Origin of the sequence: Solibacillus sp. FSL R5-0691 (assembly GCF_037974225.1) — a bacterium.
GTDB lineage: Bacteria > Bacillota > Bacilli > Bacillales_A > Planococcaceae > Solibacillus.
Genome location: NZ_CP150231.1, coordinates 3549457 through 3566525, shown reverse-complemented (window position 1 = coordinate 3566525; position 17069 = coordinate 3549457). Strand labels below are relative to the sequence as shown.

At 38.1% G+C, this 17069-nt stretch carries 16 protein-coding genes; 14 read left to right on the top strand and 2 right to left on the bottom strand.

Going from position 1 to position 17069, the window contains the following annotated elements; genetic code table 11:
* Window positions 1-686 precede the first annotated feature (686 nt).
* The 11 genes from rpmH (at window position 687) to MKY51_RS17925 (ending at window position 10968) form a co-directional block, all read left to right on the top strand.
* Window positions 687-821: a 50S ribosomal protein L34 gene (gene rpmH, locus MKY51_RS17975; protein WP_008408389.1), complete on the top strand. Its 135-nt coding sequence runs from the start codon at window positions 687-689 to the stop codon at window positions 819-821.
* Between the two features lie 94 nt (window positions 822-915).
* Window positions 916-1257, top strand: a complete 342-nt coding sequence (rnpA, locus tag MKY51_RS17970) for a ribonuclease P protein component (RefSeq protein WP_339174583.1) — start codon at window positions 916-918, stop codon at window positions 1255-1257.
* 131 nt (window positions 1258-1388) lie between these two features.
* Window positions 1389-2171 carry a membrane protein insertase YidC gene (gene yidC, locus MKY51_RS17965; protein WP_339174582.1) on the top strand — a complete coding sequence of 261 codons (783 nt, stop codon included), beginning with the start codon at window positions 1389-1391 and terminating at the stop codon, window positions 2169-2171.
* Entirely contained in the window at window positions 2172-2936 is a 765-nt protein-coding gene (gene jag / locus MKY51_RS17960; RefSeq protein ID WP_339174580.1) for an RNA-binding cell elongation regulator Jag/EloR, read from the top strand.
* Between the two features lie 171 nt (window positions 2937-3107).
* Window positions 3108-4493 (top strand): tRNA uridine-5-carboxymethylaminomethyl(34) synthesis GTPase MnmE, encoded by a 1386-nt coding sequence (mnmE, locus tag MKY51_RS17955; protein WP_339174579.1) that lies wholly within the window; start codon window positions 3108-3110, stop codon window positions 4491-4493.
* Window positions 4494-4520: 27 nt separating this feature from the next.
* Complete coding sequence (gene mnmG / locus MKY51_RS17950; protein WP_339174577.1) at window positions 4521-6416, top strand: tRNA uridine-5-carboxymethylaminomethyl(34) synthesis enzyme MnmG; 1896 nt, start codon at window positions 4521-4523, stop codon at window positions 6414-6416.
* 59 nt (window positions 6417-6475) lie between these two features.
* Window positions 6476-7192 carry a 16S rRNA (guanine(527)-N(7))-methyltransferase RsmG gene (gene rsmG / locus MKY51_RS17945; RefSeq protein WP_339174575.1) on the top strand — a complete coding sequence of 239 codons (717 nt, stop codon included), beginning with the start codon at window positions 6476-6478 and terminating at the stop codon, window positions 7190-7192.
* A gap of 249 nt (window positions 7193-7441) precedes the next feature.
* Window positions 7442-8326 carry a nucleoid occlusion protein gene (noc, locus tag MKY51_RS17940; RefSeq protein WP_339174573.1) on the top strand — a complete coding sequence of 295 codons (885 nt, stop codon included), beginning with the start codon at window positions 7442-7444 and terminating at the stop codon, window positions 8324-8326.
* 222 nt (window positions 8327-8548) lie between these two features.
* The gene (locus MKY51_RS17935; RefSeq protein WP_339174571.1) at window positions 8549-9310 is read left to right on the top strand and encodes an AAA family ATPase; all 762 of its coding nucleotides are present in this window, start codon (window positions 8549-8551) and stop codon (window positions 9308-9310) included.
* The gene (locus MKY51_RS17930) at window positions 9303-10148 is read left to right on the top strand and encodes a ParB/RepB/Spo0J family partition protein (protein ID WP_339174570.1); all 846 of its coding nucleotides are present in this window, start codon (window positions 9303-9305) and stop codon (window positions 10146-10148) included. The genes MKY51_RS17935 and MKY51_RS17930 overlap by 8 nt, the downstream gene beginning before the upstream one ends.
* Before the next feature lie 112 nt (window positions 10149-10260).
* Window positions 10261-10968, top strand: a complete 708-nt coding sequence (locus tag MKY51_RS17925) for a DUF554 domain-containing protein (protein WP_339174569.1) — start codon at window positions 10261-10263, stop codon at window positions 10966-10968.
* On the opposite strand, the gene yyaC is transcribed toward MKY51_RS17925, so the two are convergent.
* Window positions 10885-11511 carry a spore protease YyaC gene (yyaC, locus tag MKY51_RS17920; protein ID WP_339174568.1) on the bottom strand — a complete coding sequence of 209 codons (627 nt, stop codon included), beginning with the start codon at window positions 11509-11511 and terminating at the stop codon, window positions 10885-10887. The two genes, MKY51_RS17925 and yyaC, sit on opposite strands and share 84 nt — an antisense overlap.
* A 115-nt stretch (window positions 11512-11626) precedes the next feature.
* Between yyaC and MKY51_RS17915 the strand changes: the two genes are divergently transcribed.
* The 3 genes from MKY51_RS17915 to ychF all read left to right on the top strand — a co-directional run bounded on the left by MKY51_RS17915 (window position 11627) and on the right by ychF (window position 13965).
* The gene (locus tag MKY51_RS17915; RefSeq protein ID WP_339174567.1) at window positions 11627-12532 is read left to right on the top strand and encodes a mechanosensitive ion channel family protein; all 906 of its coding nucleotides are present in this window, start codon (window positions 11627-11629) and stop codon (window positions 12530-12532) included.
* A 3-nt stretch (window positions 12533-12535) separates the two neighbouring features.
* On the top strand, window positions 12536-12736 hold the full coding sequence (locus tag MKY51_RS17910) for a DUF951 domain-containing protein (protein ID WP_079523585.1): 201 nt from the start codon (window positions 12536-12538) through the stop codon (window positions 12734-12736).
* 128 nt (window positions 12737-12864) lie between these two features.
* Window positions 12865-13965 carry a redox-regulated ATPase YchF gene (ychF, locus tag MKY51_RS17905; RefSeq protein WP_339174564.1) on the top strand — a complete coding sequence of 367 codons (1101 nt, stop codon included), beginning with the start codon at window positions 12865-12867 and terminating at the stop codon, window positions 13963-13965.
* 57 nt (window positions 13966-14022) lie between these two features.
* On the opposite strand, the gene MKY51_RS17900 is transcribed toward ychF, so the two are convergent.
* Window positions 14023-16833 carry a carbohydrate binding domain-containing protein gene (locus MKY51_RS17900; protein WP_339174562.1) on the bottom strand — a complete coding sequence of 937 codons (2811 nt, stop codon included), beginning with the start codon at window positions 16831-16833 and terminating at the stop codon, window positions 14023-14025.
* Window positions 16834-17069: the final 236 nt, after the last annotated feature.

Genomic DNA, 17069 nt, shown 5'->3' with positions numbered 1-17069 from the left:
GCTCTTTCTTCCTTTCATTAATCATTTCACATTCGATTCGTATATTTAAATGACAAAGCCCATACTAACAAAATTAGATGAGAGTCTCTTTTTTATGTGAATTTCCTTACAAATGCAAACTTTCTTGCTTACGAAAAAAGAAAGGCTCTGTTAGATAGTTAATAGGAAACAGAGCTATAAAATATATATTTTATAATTAAAAAGGAGTTCATACACATAACCACAACTTGTGGATAAAGGTTGTTCTAGAGTAGGGGAAATCTTTGTCCACAGATTATCAACAATTGTGGATAATATATTTCCCAGAAAAGAATTCCACAAAGTAAAACACAGTTATCGTATCAAATAAAGTTAGGTATTTCAATACTTAAACGATCTTATCCACATAATCATATGTTATATACATAACAGTTGTCCACAGGTTTGTTATATGTGAAAAACCTGTAGATAAACGTTGTGGATAATTTTTAAGGGCAAAAATACTATTCACAGCATAAACTTAAATTAATTTTATAAATTGTGGATAAGTGAGAGTTTAGATCAGCAAGGGGAATATATGAGGTTTATAAGGAAAAAGAGAAAAATAAAATTGAAGCATTGACAAATGGCTTTTATTCTTTATATAATATCATGGTCTGTATGTAGAGATAGATATAGTAACGCTCGAATTCAGGAGGTGTATATAAATGAAACGCACGTACCAACCTAAAAAACGTAAGCACTCTAAAGTTCACGGTTTCCGCGCTCGTATGAGCACTAAAAACGGCCGTAACGTATTAGCTCGCCGTCGTAAAAAAGGAAGAAAAGTATTATCAGCATAAGTCCACTGAGCCACATCAGTGGTCTTTTTTTTCTTTTACAGTGTTGAATGAGCAAAAAAAGTACCAATGATTAGATGGAGCAGGTGAATGGATCATGAATAAACGCCAACGTATAAAGAAAAATGAAGATTTTCAAAAGGTGTTTAAAAAAGGTAAGTCGTTTGCGAATCGCCAATTTGTTGTATATTGCTTGAAAAAGGAAGAACAACAGGCGTTTCGTATTGGCTTATCAGTGAGCAAAAAAGTAGGAAATGCGGTCACTCGGGTTCAAGTGAAACGCTATATTCGCCAAGCTTTTCTGGAATTAAAAGATGAAGTTAGACAAGATATGGATTATGTTATTATCGCCAGAACGCAGGCGGCCACACTGGATTTTCACGAAACAAAAAAAAGCTTGCAGCATGTTTTGAAGGTTGCAAGAGTATATAAAGGATAGTTCCACAATTAAATGTTTTTCATTCATTGCTTTAAACATTGAATTTACAGAACATTTAGTAGTGTATGAACGTCCATAATGGTAAAATATTGTCATAAAAATCGAATAGGTTTGCTTTAGGGGGAAGAAGGTTGAAGAAAAATCTATGGATAATGCTGTCACTTGTTTCAGTAGTATTACTGCTATCAGGCTGTACAGAATTTGACCAACCAATTTCATCTGAAAGTGATGGCTTTTGGAATGAATATATTGTTTGGCCATTAGTATCATTTATCAAGCTTTTTGCTGATATGTTTGAAGGTAATGCTGCGAATTATGCATTTGCAATTATTATCGTAACTGTTATTATTCGTCTAATCATTCTACCTTTAACTATCAAACAAGTGAAAAGTTCTAAGAAAATGCAGGAGATGCAACCGAAGTTAAAAGAGCTGCAAGCAAAATACAGCTCAAAAGACGCGGCAACTCAGCAAAAGTACCAGCAGGAAATGATGCAGTTAATGCAGACTTCAGGTGTTAACCCGTTAGCTGGATGTTTACCGATTCTTATTCAAATGCCGATCCTGATTGGTTTCTATCATGCGATTAGCCGTATGAATGCAACACCGGATGCCTTTGAACTAGGGACATTCTTATCGGTTCCATTAGCGGAGCCAAGTATTGTATTTGCTGTTATCGCAGGTCTTATCCAGTATGTTGTATTAATGACTGGACCAGCAGTAGATAACCCGCAAATGAAAATCATGATGTACATCATGCCATTAATGATTGTTGGTTTCGGTATTATTTTACCAGCCGCACTATCATTATATTGGGTAGTCGGAAACTTTGTATCTGTATTACAAAACCTTTTTATTTATAAACCTTGGAATAAAAATAAACCGGATGCTACCGATGCTAAAGGGGCGAAATAAGTGAAACAAACTACGCAAATAGGCGCAACAGTAGAAGAAGCGATCTCATTAGCGTTACAAAAGCTTGGCCATACTCGTGAACAAGTTGATGTGGAAGTTTTACAAGAGGGGAAAAAAGGATTTTTAGGTTTTGGGGCACGAAATGCTGAAGTTCGTGTCACAGTAAAAGAAATTGTTCAGCAGCAAGTGAATCAAGAGACGACTTCAGATTCTGCATCTGATGTGGAAGAACTGACAATTGTCGAGAAAACAATCGAGAATGAGCCGGTTTCAGCGAATGAAGATCAACCAATTCACCATGAACAACAACAAGTGGATCCCATTGAAGAGTCAAAACAGTATTTAACGAATATTGCTCTAGGCATGGGAATTACAGATTTAACAATTGACCATGAAACAGATGGTAAACATGTATCATTTAAGTTATCGAGCGAGAAAGCAGCGTTATTAATTGGAAAGCGTGGCCTTACACTAAATGCGCTTCAACATTTAACTCAGCTCATTCTTAATAAAACAGCCAAATCGTTTATGATTTTACAAATGGATGTGGAAGATTATCGTGAGCGACGTCAAGCAGCACTTGAACAGCTGGCATTACGCATGGCGGACAAGGCTATTCGTACACGAAAACCCGTATCATTTGAACCAATGGCATCTTATGAACGAAAAATTATTCATAATGCTTTGGCAAATCGGATAGATATCGAAACACACTCAGAAGGTGTCGAACCAAATCGATATTTAGTGATTGAGCCAGTAAAATAATATACAGACATATTTCGACCTATTCTTTTGGATAGGTCGTTTTTTTAATGAAGAATGGAAAATCTACATTACTTTAGATTTTAATAAAAATATGTTAGTCTAAATTGTTAGTTAGTATAGCACGGATGTGATTTATCCACATGTGGATAACACTGAAATAGGAGGATATAAATGGAATTCGATACGATTGCTGCGATTTCCACTCCGATGGGAGAAGGAGCTATTGCGATTGTTCGTCTGAGCGGCGATGAGGCGGTAGCAATTGCAGATAAAATATTTAAATCACCAAATCATAAGCGGTTGTCGGAAGTTGCGACACATACGATCCATTATGGGCATTTAATCGACCCGAAAACTGATGAAGTGGTAGAGGAAGTAATGCTGGGCTTAATGCGCGGACCTAAAACATTTACGCGTGAAGATGTTGTCGAGATTAATTGTCATGGTGGTATTGTATCTGTTAACCGAGTACTGCAGCTTGTATTACGATATGGTGCACGTTTAGCAGAGCCTGGCGAATTTACGAAGCGCGCATTTTTAAATGGCCGTATCGATTTGTCACAGGCAGAAGCGGTAATGGATTTAATTCGTGCGAAAACCGATCGTGCAATGAATGTTGCACTCGGCCAGATGGATGGAAAGCTTTCACGTCTTATTACATCTTTACGCCAAGCCTTATTAGAGACATTGGCACAAGTGGAAGTAAACATTGATTATCCGGAATATGACGATGTAGAAGAAATGACGATTCCTGTACTACTTGAAAAATGCGGTTGGGTTCGAGAGGAAATTATTAAATTACTTCAAACATCATCTCAAGGTAAAATTTTACGTGAAGGTTTATCTACCGTTATTTTAGGACGTCCGAACGTAGGTAAATCATCTCTTTTAAATAGTTTAGTTCAAGAAAATAAAGCAATTGTAACCGACATTGCAGGTACAACTCGTGATATTATTGAAGAATACGTAAATGTTCGTGGAGTTCCTTTACGTTTAGTTGATACAGCAGGTATTCGGGAAACAGAAGATATCGTTGAACGAATCGGTGTTGAGCGTTCGAGAGAGGCATTGAAAGATGCTGATTTAATCTTGCTTGTATTAAATTACGGGGAAGAGCTTACAGAAGAAGATGAACGCCTTTTTGAAACGATTGAGGCGATGGATTATATTGTCGTTGTCAATAAGACAGATATCGAACGTAAAATCGATTTAAACCGTGTTCATGAATTGGCTGGTAAACATCGTGTCGTAACGACTTCGTTATTGAAAGAAGAAGGTGTAATTGAGCTGGAAGAGGCAATTGCAGCATTGTTCTTTGAAGGGCAAGTGGAAGCGAATGATTTAACATATGTATCAAATGCGCGACATATTGCGTTATTGCATCAAGCACAACAGGTAATTGAAGATGCGCTTGCTGCAGCGCAAGTCGGTGTACCTGTCGATATGATTCAAATCGATGTGACTCGTACATGGGAGATTCTTGGTGAAATTATTGGAGATACTGTACAGGAAAGCTTAATTAATCAGCTATTCTCGCAGTTCTGTTTAGGGAAATAAATCGGAATAAAAGAGAGGAAGAACAACATGTCAATACAATACGAAGCAGGTAATTTTGACGTAATCGTTGTTGGTGCAGGACATGCAGGTGTGGAATCTGCATATGCAGCTGCAAAAATGGGTGCAAAAACACTCATGCTTACAATTAACTTAGATATGATTGCGTTTATGCCATGTAATCCATCAGTCGGCGGACCTGCAAAAGGAATCGTTGTTCGTGAAATTGATGCACTTGGCGGTTTAATGGGACGCATTATCGATAAAACACATATTCAAATGCGTATGTTAAATACCGGAAAAGGTCCTGCAGTACGCGCATTACGTGCACAGGCGGATAAATTCCAGTACCAGCATGAGATGAAACGGGTTTTGGAAGAAGAAGAAAACCTTCAAATTCATCAGGCAATGGTCGATGAACTAATTGTAGAGGATGGCGCAGTAAAAGGTGTTATTACTCAAGTTGGAGCAATTTACCGTGCACCGGCTGTCATCATTACAACAGGTACATTTTTACGCGGGGAAATTATTTTAGGAAATCTGAAATATTCTTCAGGCCCAAACAACCAGCAGCCATCAATCAAATTAGCGGATAACTTAAAAGAATTAGGATTTGACTTAATCCGATTTAAAACAGGAACACCACCACGTGTAAACAACCGTACAATTGATTATTCAAAAACGGAAATACAGCCTGGTGATGATGTACCCCGTGCGTTCAGCTTTGAAACAACTGAATATATTATGGATCAGCTTCCTTGCTGGTTAACTTATACAACAGAAGAAACACATCGTACAATTGAGGAAAACCTGCATCTTTCTCCAATGTTTTCAGGGATGATTAAAGGGACAGGTCCACGTTATTGCCCATCAATTGAAGATAAAGTAACACGCTTTAACGACAAACCGCGTCACCAGATTTTCCTGGAGCCAGAAGGACGCAATACACGTGAAGTATATGTGCAAGGTTTATCGACAAGCTTACCGGAGCATGTTCAGAAAAAATTAATCGCATCGATTCCTGGTTTGGAAAATGCCGAAATGATGCGTGCAGGCTATGCGATTGAGTACGATTCAGTGATTCCTACACAATTGTGGCCAACATTAGAAACGAAAAAAATCCAAGGTCTATATACAGCAGGTCAAATTAACGGTACTTCAGGCTATGAAGAAGCAGCAGGCCAAGGCTTAATGGCCGGGATGAATGCCGCAGCGAAAGTGTTAGGCCGTGAAGAAATTATTTTAGACCGTTCAGATGCCTATATTGGTGTATTAATCGACGACCTTGTTACAAAAGGTACGAATGAACCTTACCGTTTATTAACTTCTCGTGCAGAGTACCGTCTTCTATTACGTCATGACAATGCAGATTTACGTTTAACGGAAATCGGTTATAAAGCAGGAATGATTACGGAAGATCGTTACGCGAAGTTCCAAGCGAAAAGAGCAATGATTGAACAGGAGATCGCCCGTCTGCGTGAAATCATCATTAAGCCAAATGCGACGACACAAGAAGTAATCCGAAATGCTGGCGGCGCGGAGCTAAAAGATGGTATCCGCGGAGCAGACCTTTTAAAACGTACAGAAATGACGTATGATTTAGTTGCTTCCCTAACTCCATCAGAAGTGGAACTTACGGATGATGTAAAAGAGCAGATTGAAATTCAATTAAAATATGAAGGGTATATTCAAAAAGCACTTCAGCAAGTAGAAAAAATGAAGAAGCTTGAGGATAAGAAAATCCCTGAAAATATCGATTATGATGCTATTCCTAGCTTGGCGACAGAAGCGCGTATGAAGCTGAAAAGTGTTCAGCCGCTCTCAATTGCTCAAGCATCGCGTATTTCAGGTGTAAACCCTGCAGATGTTTCAATTTTACTTGTCTATATTGAGCAAGGTAAAATTGCAAAAGTAACTACGAACTGAATGATGTGAGCGTCTTTATTCAAAAAGGCGCTCATTCTTTAATATGGAGGTGTCATTTTATGAACGAAAAGCAGTTTATCGAAGCATTGAAGGAAAAGGGTATTGAGCTTTCCGAACACCAGATTGCGCAGTTTAGAAAATATTTTGAGCTTTTGGTTGAGTGGAATGAAAAGATGAACTTAACGGCGATTACAGATTTGGAAGGCGTATATTTAAAACACTTCTATGATTCAATCAGTGCATCATTTTATTTTGATTTTACAAAAGTGACAACAGTATGTGATGTTGGTGCAGGTGCGGGCTTCCCAAGTATCCCGATTAAAATTTGCTTCCCGCATTTACAAATTACGATTGTCGACTCGCTTAATAAACGAATTACATTTTTAAATCATTTAACAAATGAGTTAAACTTGGATCATATGACATTTGTTCACGCTCGTGCTGAAGAGTTTGGTCAAAATGCAGCATACCGTGAAAAGTTCGATGTTGTCACAGCCCGCGCGGTTGCACGTCTTTCTGTATTGTCAGAGCTATGTATTCCATTAGCTAAAGAAGGCGGTTACTTTGTTGCATTAAAAGCTGCAGCAGGGGCTGAGGAATTAAAAGATGCGACAAAAGCCATCTCTACATTAGGCGGAAAATTAATAGAGGAGTTTGCATTCCATTTACCTGTAGAGGAAAGCGAACGTTCCCTTTATGTATTTGATAAAGTGAAATCAACACCGAAAAAATACCCACGTAAACCAGGTGTTCCTAATAAAACACCAATTAAATAAAAAAATTAACGAAATTTGAAATATATCCGTCTTTTGCTGCATATATATTTATATTTATGTTTTTTTAGTGGATAGAAAAATATAAGTTTATTTTGAAATACAAATGGGTAAAGACATTATTTTGTCCTTTTTAAGACGAAATCGGTCTTTCTCGTAAATTACTATTCATTGAACACTGTACATTTTTGAATGAATCAGAAATAATATTGTATATGAGGTAGACAGTTTCCTAAAGGTGGTGCCACACGGATGAAAAGTACTTTTTCACGTTTTTTCGGAGGCGGGAGCAAAGAGCCTGAAGTAAAAAGTGAAGTAGAAGTAATAGAGAATATCTCGATGGCTTCAGAAGAAGTAGTTAAAATTCCAATAGACAAAATCATTCCGAACCGTTATCAGCCACGTACAGTTTTTGATGATGAGAAGATTGAAGAATTAGCAAGAACGATTCATACACATGGCGTCATTCAACCGATTGTGATTCGTCCAATAGATAATGACCCAGATAAATATGAAATAATTGCCGGTGAGCGACGTTATCGAGCGATGAAATCTCTGCAATGGACAGAAGTGCCTGCCATTGTACGCAATTTAAATGATCGAGAAACGGCGTCTATTGCCCTGATTGAAAACCTTCAACGTGAGGAATTAACAGCAATTGAAGAAGCGCTTGCTTATCAACAGTTATTAGGGTTGCATCAGCTTACACAAGAAGCGCTTGCACAACGTCTTGGTAAGGGACAATCAACAGTTGCTAATAAATTGCGTTTATTAAAGTTGCCTCAATTTGTTCAGGATGCTATTTTAAATCGTGAAATTTCGGAACGTCATGCCCGGGCTTTAATTGTAGTCAAGGATGAGCAATTGCAAATGCAACTCATTGCAGCGACGAAAGAGTTTGATTGGAATGTTAGACAGCTTGAAGAGCAAATTCAAAAAATTCTAAATCCCGATGAGCCAGAGATAAAAAAACGTAAACCAAGCAGAAAAGCGATTAGCAAAGATGTGCGTATTGCCCTTAATACGATCAAGCAGTCGTTGTCTATGGTGACGAAAAGTGGAATAAATGTAAAAACGGAGGAAGAGGATACAGACGATTACTACCAAATCACTGTAAAAATTCCGAAGAGAAAATAAATTACTGAACTGCCCGAAAGATAATGACTTTCTAGGCAGTTTTTTTAGTAGAGTACTAGAATCAGCAAGTTTTTTTGAAATAAATTATGTTTCATAGCATCGTTTTCTAACATTTTTTGTTAAGATAAAAGAAACAGTATTGTAAAAGGAAGATTTAGTCATCCGAGATTTTTAGACTTTAAAAATATACCTAAATTGAAGTGATGAAAGCAGGTGCGGATATTGGGACGTATTATTGCGATAGCCAATCAAAAAGGTGGCGTTGGAAAAACGACAACCTCTGTTAACTTAAGTGCATGTTTAGCTTTTTTAGGAAAGAAAGTATTAATAATCGATATCGACCCACAAGGTAACGCTTCAAGCGGATTAGGTGTTCGAAAAGGTGATTTAGAGAGCTGTGTATACGACGTATTGATCAATGATGAAGATATTAAAGGCGTCATTCAACAAACGGATGTAGAAAATTTATATATTGTTCCTGCGACAATATCTCTGGCAGGGGCTGAAATTGAGCTTGTATCCACAATTTCACGTGAAGTTCGATTGAAGAAATCATTACAGGAGATTAAAAATAACTTCGATTTCATTATTATTGATTGTCCGCCATCGCTTGGCTTATTAACAATCAATGCACTGACGGCTTCCGATGCACTGATTATCCCGGTCCAATGCGAATATTATGCATTAGAGGGGTTGAGCCAGTTGCTCTCGACAGTGCGCCTTGTCCAAAAGCATTTGAACAAGGAGTTAATGATCGATGGCGTATTGCTCACAATGCTGGATGCACGTACGAATTTAGGACTTCAAGTAATCGATGAAGTAAAACGCTATTTCCAGGATAAAGTATATCGTTCGATTATTCCGCGTAATGTCCGGTTAAGTGAAGCACCAAGCCATGGGAAACCGGTAATTTTATATGATGCAAAATCACGCGGAGCGGAAATCTACTTAGAGTTTGCAAGGGAAGTGATTAAAAATGGTTAAAGGTTTAGGTAAAGGAATTGATGCGCTTTTTCGTGAAGAGGCCGTACATAAAGAAGACCAGGTACAGCAAATTGCAGTCGGGAAAATTTTAGCAAATCCATTTCAGCCACGTAAAATCTTTGATGAAACTGCAATTGAAGAATTAGCCAGCTCTATTATTGAACATGGTATTATTCAACCGATTGTTGTCCGTAAAAATGCTAGGAAATATGAAATTGTAGCCGGTGAACGCCGTTATCGTGCGGCTGTAAGTGCAGGTTTAACAGAAGTACCTGTTATCGTAAAAGACTTTAATGAGCAGCAAATGATGGAAGTAGCTATTTTGGAGAACTTGCAACGTGAAGATTTAACTCCAATTGAAGAGGCAGAGGCATATAACAGTTTAATTGTGAAACTGAATTTTACACAAGATGATTTAGCAAAACGGTTAGGAAAAAGCCGACCGCATATTGCTAACTTAATACGTCTACTGCAGTTGCCGGAAGATATTCGAGACCTTGTCAATGAAGGAAAACTGACTATGGGGCATGGCCGTGCATTGCTCGGATTAAAAAACAAGCGACGCATACCTGAAGTAGCTCATAAAGTAATAAAGGATCACCTTAATGTTCGCCAATTGGAAAAGTATATTCAAGATTTAAATGAGGCCGTTTCACGTGAAACAAAGCCTACAAAAAAGGATATTCATACACAGGCAACAGAGTCCCAGTTACGTGATTACTTTGGAACACAAGTACAAATCAAAAAAGCTAAGAATAAAGGTAAAATCGAAATCGAGTTTTACTCAGATGATGATTTGCACCGTATTTTAGAAATATTAAATATGGAACAACAGTAAAAAGTGCTGAGCGAAAAGTTCCAGCACTTTTTTTATGAACAGTTATAATATTAAAAGTATAAATACATACAATTGAATAATTTGTAGACAGCAAATAGAAAGAGGAAATTTCATGGTATTACTTGGTTCACTGTTAAATGCATTATTTATCATTATCGGTGCATTGGTCGGCCGTATTTTTAAAAATATCCCGGAATCCATGCAGCAGACAGTGCTATCCATTATCGGTTTAGTCGTTGCACTGTTAGGTATCCAAATGGGATTGGAAAGTACGAATTTTATTATCCTTATCATCAGTTTAATCATAGGTGCGGTCATCGGTGAAAGGCTCGACCTTGAAGGGAAGTTTAATCGCTTCGGTCATTGGATTGAATCACTCTTCGGTAAGCGCGCACAAAAAGGAACGATAGCAGAGGGGTTTGTTACCGCAACGCTCATTTTTGTTATTGGCTCAATGGGAATTCTCGGTGCTCTCGATAGCGGATTGCGCAATGATCATAATATCCTCATCACTAAAGGGATTATCGATGGATTTATGTCGATAATATTAAGTTCAACTTTAGGGATCGGTGTCTTATTATCGGCCATTCCTGTACTTTTATATCAAGGTTCGATTGCATTGTTTGCCGGTGTTATTAGTACATATATTCCTAGTGAAGCGCTGGATCTATTCATTACAGAAATGACGGCAACAGGCGGGATTATGATAATGGCAATCGGTTTGAATATTGCCGGTTTAACGAAAATCCGTATAGCCAATCTGCTGCCAGCGATTTTGATGGTCGGGATACTCGTTGCGCTCACTTTTCCGTTTCAGTAAATGACGCTGCCATGCTAAAACGAGGGCACGAACAATTTTATCACTCATAGAATACGTAACATGCAATCTTGTATTTTGTAATACTTTCGCTTCCATAAAGCCTCCTACGTTAACAATTCCTTTAACAGAGATGTTACCGATAGGGGGCAATTCCTTTTTCACGGCTTTACCGGGATAAAGAGGACCCTGTTGGATTAGAATAGAACCAATTGCATTTGATTCACCTAAGCAAGCATCAATTGCAATAATAAAAGGTTGTTCTTTTTCGTTAATAAGCTGTTCATAGCGTTCTACGATATTGAGCGCATGAAGCGGTGCCTGCAATGTTCCAACTACCGGAAATGGAAATGAGAAAGTTTGGTGCAGCTGGCTCCCAATGATCGGACCTAGTGCATCACCTGTAGACCGGTCAGTACCGATACAGCAAAAAATAAGTTCTTCATGGTCAAACGGAATCGTTTTTAAAAAGATTTCGCTCAGCTCCCAAACAGCGCTCGTTTGTTCGTAATGAACGCTATAATTTTGTGGACAGGCTTGTGTCATATTATCACTCCTTTAATTTTCTGATTTAAGTAGATTACTCGAGAAATAAGCTGAAATACGATATATTTATGCAGTATATTCAATTTTAAAGTTTGTTATACAAGAGGTGGTAAATTTGGAAGAAGATTTGAAATTAGATTTAGAAGAATTCTCTGAAACAGACTTAAAGGGACTCGCACACTACACGACAAGGCTGTGGGATTACGTCACAAGTGCTGAATTTTGGGACGCTATTATTATAGCCAGCGCGAAGATTCTGGCGATTATCGTTATTTCATATCTTGTCGTTTTTATCGGCAAAAAGATCATTCATCGTGTGTTTATGCTGCGTGTAAGAACGAATGAACGCCGGCATCTTACAATTGTAAAACTGCTGCAAAGCGTTCTGAGCTATTTAGTGTACTTCTCTGCCATTATGGGGGTTTTATCGGCTATGAATATCCAAGTTGCCGGATTGCTGGCAGGGGCCGGGATTGCTTCTGTAGCCATCGCCTTTGGTGCGCAAAACTTAGTGAAGGATGTCATTACAGGATTCTTCATTATTTTAGAAGACCAGTTTGGTGTAGGGGATTTTGTGAAAATCAATACAGCAGAAGGTACCGTTATGGAAATCGGTCTTCGCACAACGAAAGTAAAGGGAGTAACAGGAGAACAGTTTATTATTCCGAACGGCAGTATTGTAGATGTCATCAACTATTCCATCAATAACTCAAAAGCTACGATAAATATGCAAATTTCGCTCGATGCAAATATTGAAAAAGTGCAGATGGTCATCCAAAACTATTTGGATACGTTACCGCAAAAATATGAGGAGCTTGTTTCAGCTCCTGTCTTTTTAGGTGTCACAAATACGACAAGCACAGAAGCAACGATTGCTATTACAATAGAAACATTACCATTACAGCAATATTCAATATCGCGTACTATTCGGAAAGATGTGATCGACATCCTAACGCGCAACGGTATTCCACTTGCTGTACCGAAAATGATGTTCTATGAGCGAAATCAGAGAGGAGAATAATAGATGGAAGCAAAGCAGTACGGTCTAAATGACGTTGTGGAAATGAAAAAACAACATCCTTGTGGCACAAACGAATGGAAAGTAATTCGATTAGGTGCTGATATTCGCATAAAATGTGAAGGTTGCGGACATAGCGTTATGATTCCACGCCGCGAGTTCGAGAAAAAAATGAAGAAAATTTTACGCCAGGCAGAAGAAGTCTAAAAGCAAAATAGACTTTTGAGCGCGCAATCAATATAATAGACAAGGTTGTAAAATTTAATGGACAGAAAAATCCATAAAAGAATTAATAATAAATTTAAATGAACTGAACATAGAAAGGTTGTGTCAATATGGCATTAACAGCTGGTATTGTTGGTTTACCTAACGTTGGGAAATCGACTTTATTCAACGCAATTACAAAAGCAGGCGCACTTGCGGCTAACTATCCGTTCGCAACAATCGAACCGAACGTTGGTAGTGTAACTGTTCCGGATGAGCGTTTAGACAAATTAACAGAATTAGTAGTACCAAAGAAAACAGTTCCGACAACTTTTGAATTCACAGACATCGCAGGTATCGTTAAAGGTGCTTCTACTGGTGAAGGTTTAGGTAACAAATTCCTTGCTCACATTCGTGAAGTAGATGCGATTTGCCAAGTTGTTCGTTGTTTTGAGGATGAGAATATTACGCACGTTTCAGGTACAGTAAACCCGATCGATGACATTGAAGTTATTAACTTGGAGTTAATTTTAGCGGATATGGAATCAGTGGATAAACGTATTGCACGTGTAGCAAAAATGGCAAAGCAAAAAGATAAAGATGCAATGGTTGAAGAGCCGATTCTTCAAAAGCTAAAAGAAGTATTGGAAGCTGAAAAACCTGCGCGTGCCGCAGACCTTTCAGATGATGAGAAAAAAGTAATTAAAGGTTTACACCTATTAACAATCAAACCAATGCTTTATGTTGCGAACGTTTCTGAAGATGAGGTAGCGGATCCATCTGAAAACAAGTATGTAAAAATGGTACAAGAGTACGCAGCAGCTGAAGGCGCACAAGTTATTACAGTTTGTGCGAAAATTGAAGAAGAAATTTCTGAGTTGGAAGACGACGAGAAAAAAGAATTTTTAGCTGAATTAGGAATTGCTGAATCAGGTTTAGACCAATTGATTAAAGCTTCATATAGCCTATTAGGTTTAGCTACTTACTTTACAGCAGGTGTACAGGAAGTTCGTGCATGGACATTCCGCAAAGGGATGAAAGCACCTCAATGTGCCGGTATTATTCATACTGACTTTGAACGTGGCTTTATCCGTGCTGAAACAGTAGCATTTACGGATTTAGTAGAGTACGGTTCAAAACCGGCTGCAAAAGAAGCAGGCAAAGTACGCGCTGAAGGTAAAGAGTATGTAGTTCAAGACGGCGACGTTATGGAATTCTTATTCAACGTATAAAATAAAGCAAAGGGATACTCCGGATAGTAATATTCGAAGTATCCCTTTTTCTATTTATCAGTTATTCCCTTTACCAGGTTTGTCTGGCTGATTGCCTTTACCAGGCTTTTCTGGTTGGTTTCCTTTACCGGGTTTATCTGGCTGATTCCCCTTACCAGGTTTTTCAGGTTGATTGCCTTTGCCTGGTTTTACAGGTTGCTCAGGTTCTTCCGGGGTACTTACTTTTTCCCTTTCGAACGTTAATTGCATATCGTCAAAATAGGCACCATTCGTTGTGAAGTAATTTGAAGTACCAACATGAATACGAGCATATTTAGCTTCTGCTGGTGCTGTTACTACAGCTTGAACAGTTTGCCATTCCTTATGACCGCCACGTACGTGAATAATACTTTCATTATCTATATCCGTACCTGTCTGTACCCCATTTTCATCATAGTAACGGAATAGAAGTGTAGCACTGCCATCTTCCAAAAATAGCTTTGTTGAGGCAGTATAGGTCTGTCCAGCATCAATCGGGATCAGATCAGACTGAGCAAATACTGTTTCGTTTTGAGCAGTGTCCACTATTTTTAAACTATTTTCACCACTGTGAGCACGTACAGAACTTACCTCAAACATTGCATTTGGAGAAAATGTACCGAACAATGAAGACCAACCGGAAATTTTGTTATCTATTACCGGTTCTTCAAAGCTACTGTTTTCAATTTCAACATAAATTGTCTCCATTTCAGGTATTTCAGGCGTTACAACCTGGCCACCTTCAACTACAGGAATCATATAAAGATGAGTCGCAGTAGCATCGATGTAATAAATATTTTCATTCCCGGCTGCATCTTCGGCTAATACCATGAAGTCTATTTCAGGACCGTTTGAAATAAGTGAAACAGAGTCCATCGTTTCGGGATCTATTACTGTAAGTTTACCTGCAACATCTGTATATAATAGGCCGTCCTTTCCAAATTCGATATGAACTGGCCGCCACATACCACGGTTTTTAATAGACGGATACAAGTTTTTATATTTCACAACATCGAGCGTTTCAGGATTTAAAGCAAAAATAATACCATCTACCGCTCCCCACAATAAATCATCCGGTCCGAATGTTAAGCCGCTTATCATTGGTGGTGCATCTAATTCGTCAATCGCCAGCTCTGTTTCCTTTATGACACGTTCTTCGGCAATATCCCAAATAAACAGTTTAGCTTCAGATGCAGTCGGATTAATATCCAAACCGCCACGAATTGTTGTGGAACCGTAAATTTTGCCGTTGTGCATTGCCAAGCCAACAATACTTTGGTCTTTCACAATATTGGTATACGTATTTCGTTCATTTGTCGTTGTATCAAAAATCGTAAGAGATCCGCCTAGCTTTTGATAGTTAGGAATTGTCCCGATTAATAATTTATTGTCTTCAAATTTCATAATGTAAGGGCGATCCTGATTGTAATCCGTTTTTAATTCAAACAGCGTTTCACTTGCTAATGTGTCAGTGTTCATCTTTTGAATTACGGCACCTGGGTAAATACCGAAATAAAGGTCACTGTTATTACCGGCGATTATTCCTTCTGCCTGTCCTTGACTATAAGTAACAAACTGATTTGTTTTTGTATTAAACCTAGAACCTTTTGGACCGCCTGGGTAAGTCGTCATATAAAGATTCCCATCAGGACCTTCTCCTAAATTGTGCAATTTTAAAGGAGAGGCAACCATTACACCAGGTAAAGTTTGAGATTTCCCTGTTTGCAGGTTTGCAACGACAAGCTGTCCTAACCGTGACATTGTTACAATTGAATCGCCCGGCAATTCAGTAGTATTAAATTGTAGGATAGCACCACCACGCAGTCCTGCAGCATAGCTGATACCTGTTCGACGTATTTCAAGTGTTGTCATATCGACTTCTACAAATTCACGATTGTGTACTACATACATTTTGTTATCTTTTGAAGGAAGCTGAATAAAGCCAAAGCTGCCAACATCATCTATTGAACCATCATGTAATTTACCGAGTTTAAAATCTTCGACCCACTGCTGAGTTTGCAGATTATAAATTAAAATAGCTCCTTCTTTTCCTTCATCAAAACGTGTCACTAAATACTGGCCGACGATTGACATATCATATGCAAAATTAACTTCTTCTACTGGTTTACCGATTATTTCCGGAACATTTTTCGTAATATCCTCTTTTTCAAATGTAGTTGCATTAATACGATATACCTTTCCGGAAACACCTAATCCGGCATATAAATAGCCTTCGTAATATTCTAAAGAACGTACATAGCTCGCCGCTCCATCATCGATCTTTCCTAAATCAATGAACTGTTTTGCAGCTGAATCATATTTGAAAATTCGTCCATTGCCTTCAGCGTAGGAACCTACATATAAGTTTCCGGCCTCATCTGTAGTACTGCTCCATAATTGATGATCGGCATTCGGTGTACCCAGTTTGGAAAGCTGTTTTGTTTGGGGAGAATAGCTCCAGACTTCACCAACATTTGTATTTGTTAATGCAGCGATAAAGACAGTGCCATCTTTTGAAATTGAGTGACTCCAAACTTGAGAGATATTATCCATTTGTTTAGAGAATAACAATTCATTTGTTTGAACATCGACGATATTGAAAATACCGCCGTTAGCTGTTGAATAAACAACGTCTTTTCCATCTTCCCGTCCAAAGACAGCATTAATTAGAACTACCTCGGAAGCCCCGACGCCTAAGTTGACGGGTTCTTTAAAACCGCGGTTTTTTAACTGGGCCACTACATTTTCATCGTTTGCATAGGAGAGGTTACTAAATCCTAACGACACAGTAAGGACCATAACTGCAACAATAATCAATTTAAATCCTTTTATAAACAATTGACTGAACATAAAAAACCTCCTTTTTCCTTTAATAGGAAATATTTTATCGGAAATTTCTGTTAATTGTTGTCCTCTTAATGTCTTTAAATCAAGCAGGTAAATAATTGATTAAAAAGGATTATTCAATATAGGTCTATTAGTATGATAAAAATGCGGATTAATAATAAAAGATAGGGAAAACTGTAAAAATAAATTTTAGTTTTATTTGCAAAAGGTGAGCTGCTCTTATCAGGAAAGTAAACTTT

Bases quoted from the DNA above. Each gene is read 5' to 3' on its own strand.
- rpmH (WP_008408389.1), top strand. From the start codon at position 687: ATGAAACGCACGTACCAACCTAAAAAACGTAAGCACTCTAAAGTTCAC.
- rnpA (WP_339174583.1), top strand. From the start codon at position 916: ATGAATAAACGCCAACGTATAAAGAAAAATGAAGATTTTCAAAAGGTG.
- mnmE (WP_339174579.1), top strand. From the start codon at position 3,108: ATGGAATTCGATACGATTGCTGCGATTTCCACTCCGATGGGAGAAGGA.
- mnmG (WP_339174577.1), top strand. From the start codon at position 4,521: ATGTCAATACAATACGAAGCAGGTAATTTTGACGTAATCGTTGTTGGT.
- rsmG (WP_339174575.1), top strand. From the start codon at position 6,476: ATGAACGAAAAGCAGTTTATCGAAGCATTGAAGGAAAAGGGTATTGAG.
- noc (WP_339174573.1), top strand. From the start codon at position 7,442: ATGAAAAGTACTTTTTCACGTTTTTTCGGAGGCGGGAGCAAAGAGCCT.
- MKY51_RS17930 (WP_339174570.1), top strand. From the start codon at position 9,303: ATGGTTAAAGGTTTAGGTAAAGGAATTGATGCGCTTTTTCGTGAAGAG.
- MKY51_RS17925 (WP_339174569.1), top strand. From the start codon at position 10,261: ATGGTATTACTTGGTTCACTGTTAAATGCATTATTTATCATTATCGGT.
- yyaC (WP_339174568.1), bottom strand. From the start codon at position 11,511: ATGACACAAGCCTGTCCACAAAATTATAGCGTTCATTACGAACAAACG.
- MKY51_RS17910 (WP_079523585.1), top strand. From the start codon at position 12,536: ATGGAAGCAAAGCAGTACGGTCTAAATGACGTTGTGGAAATGAAAAAA.
- ychF (WP_339174564.1), top strand. From the start codon at position 12,865: ATGGCATTAACAGCTGGTATTGTTGGTTTACCTAACGTTGGGAAATCG.
- MKY51_RS17900 (WP_339174562.1), bottom strand. From the start codon at position 16,833: ATGTTCAGTCAATTGTTTATAAAAGGATTTAAATTGATTATTGTTGCA.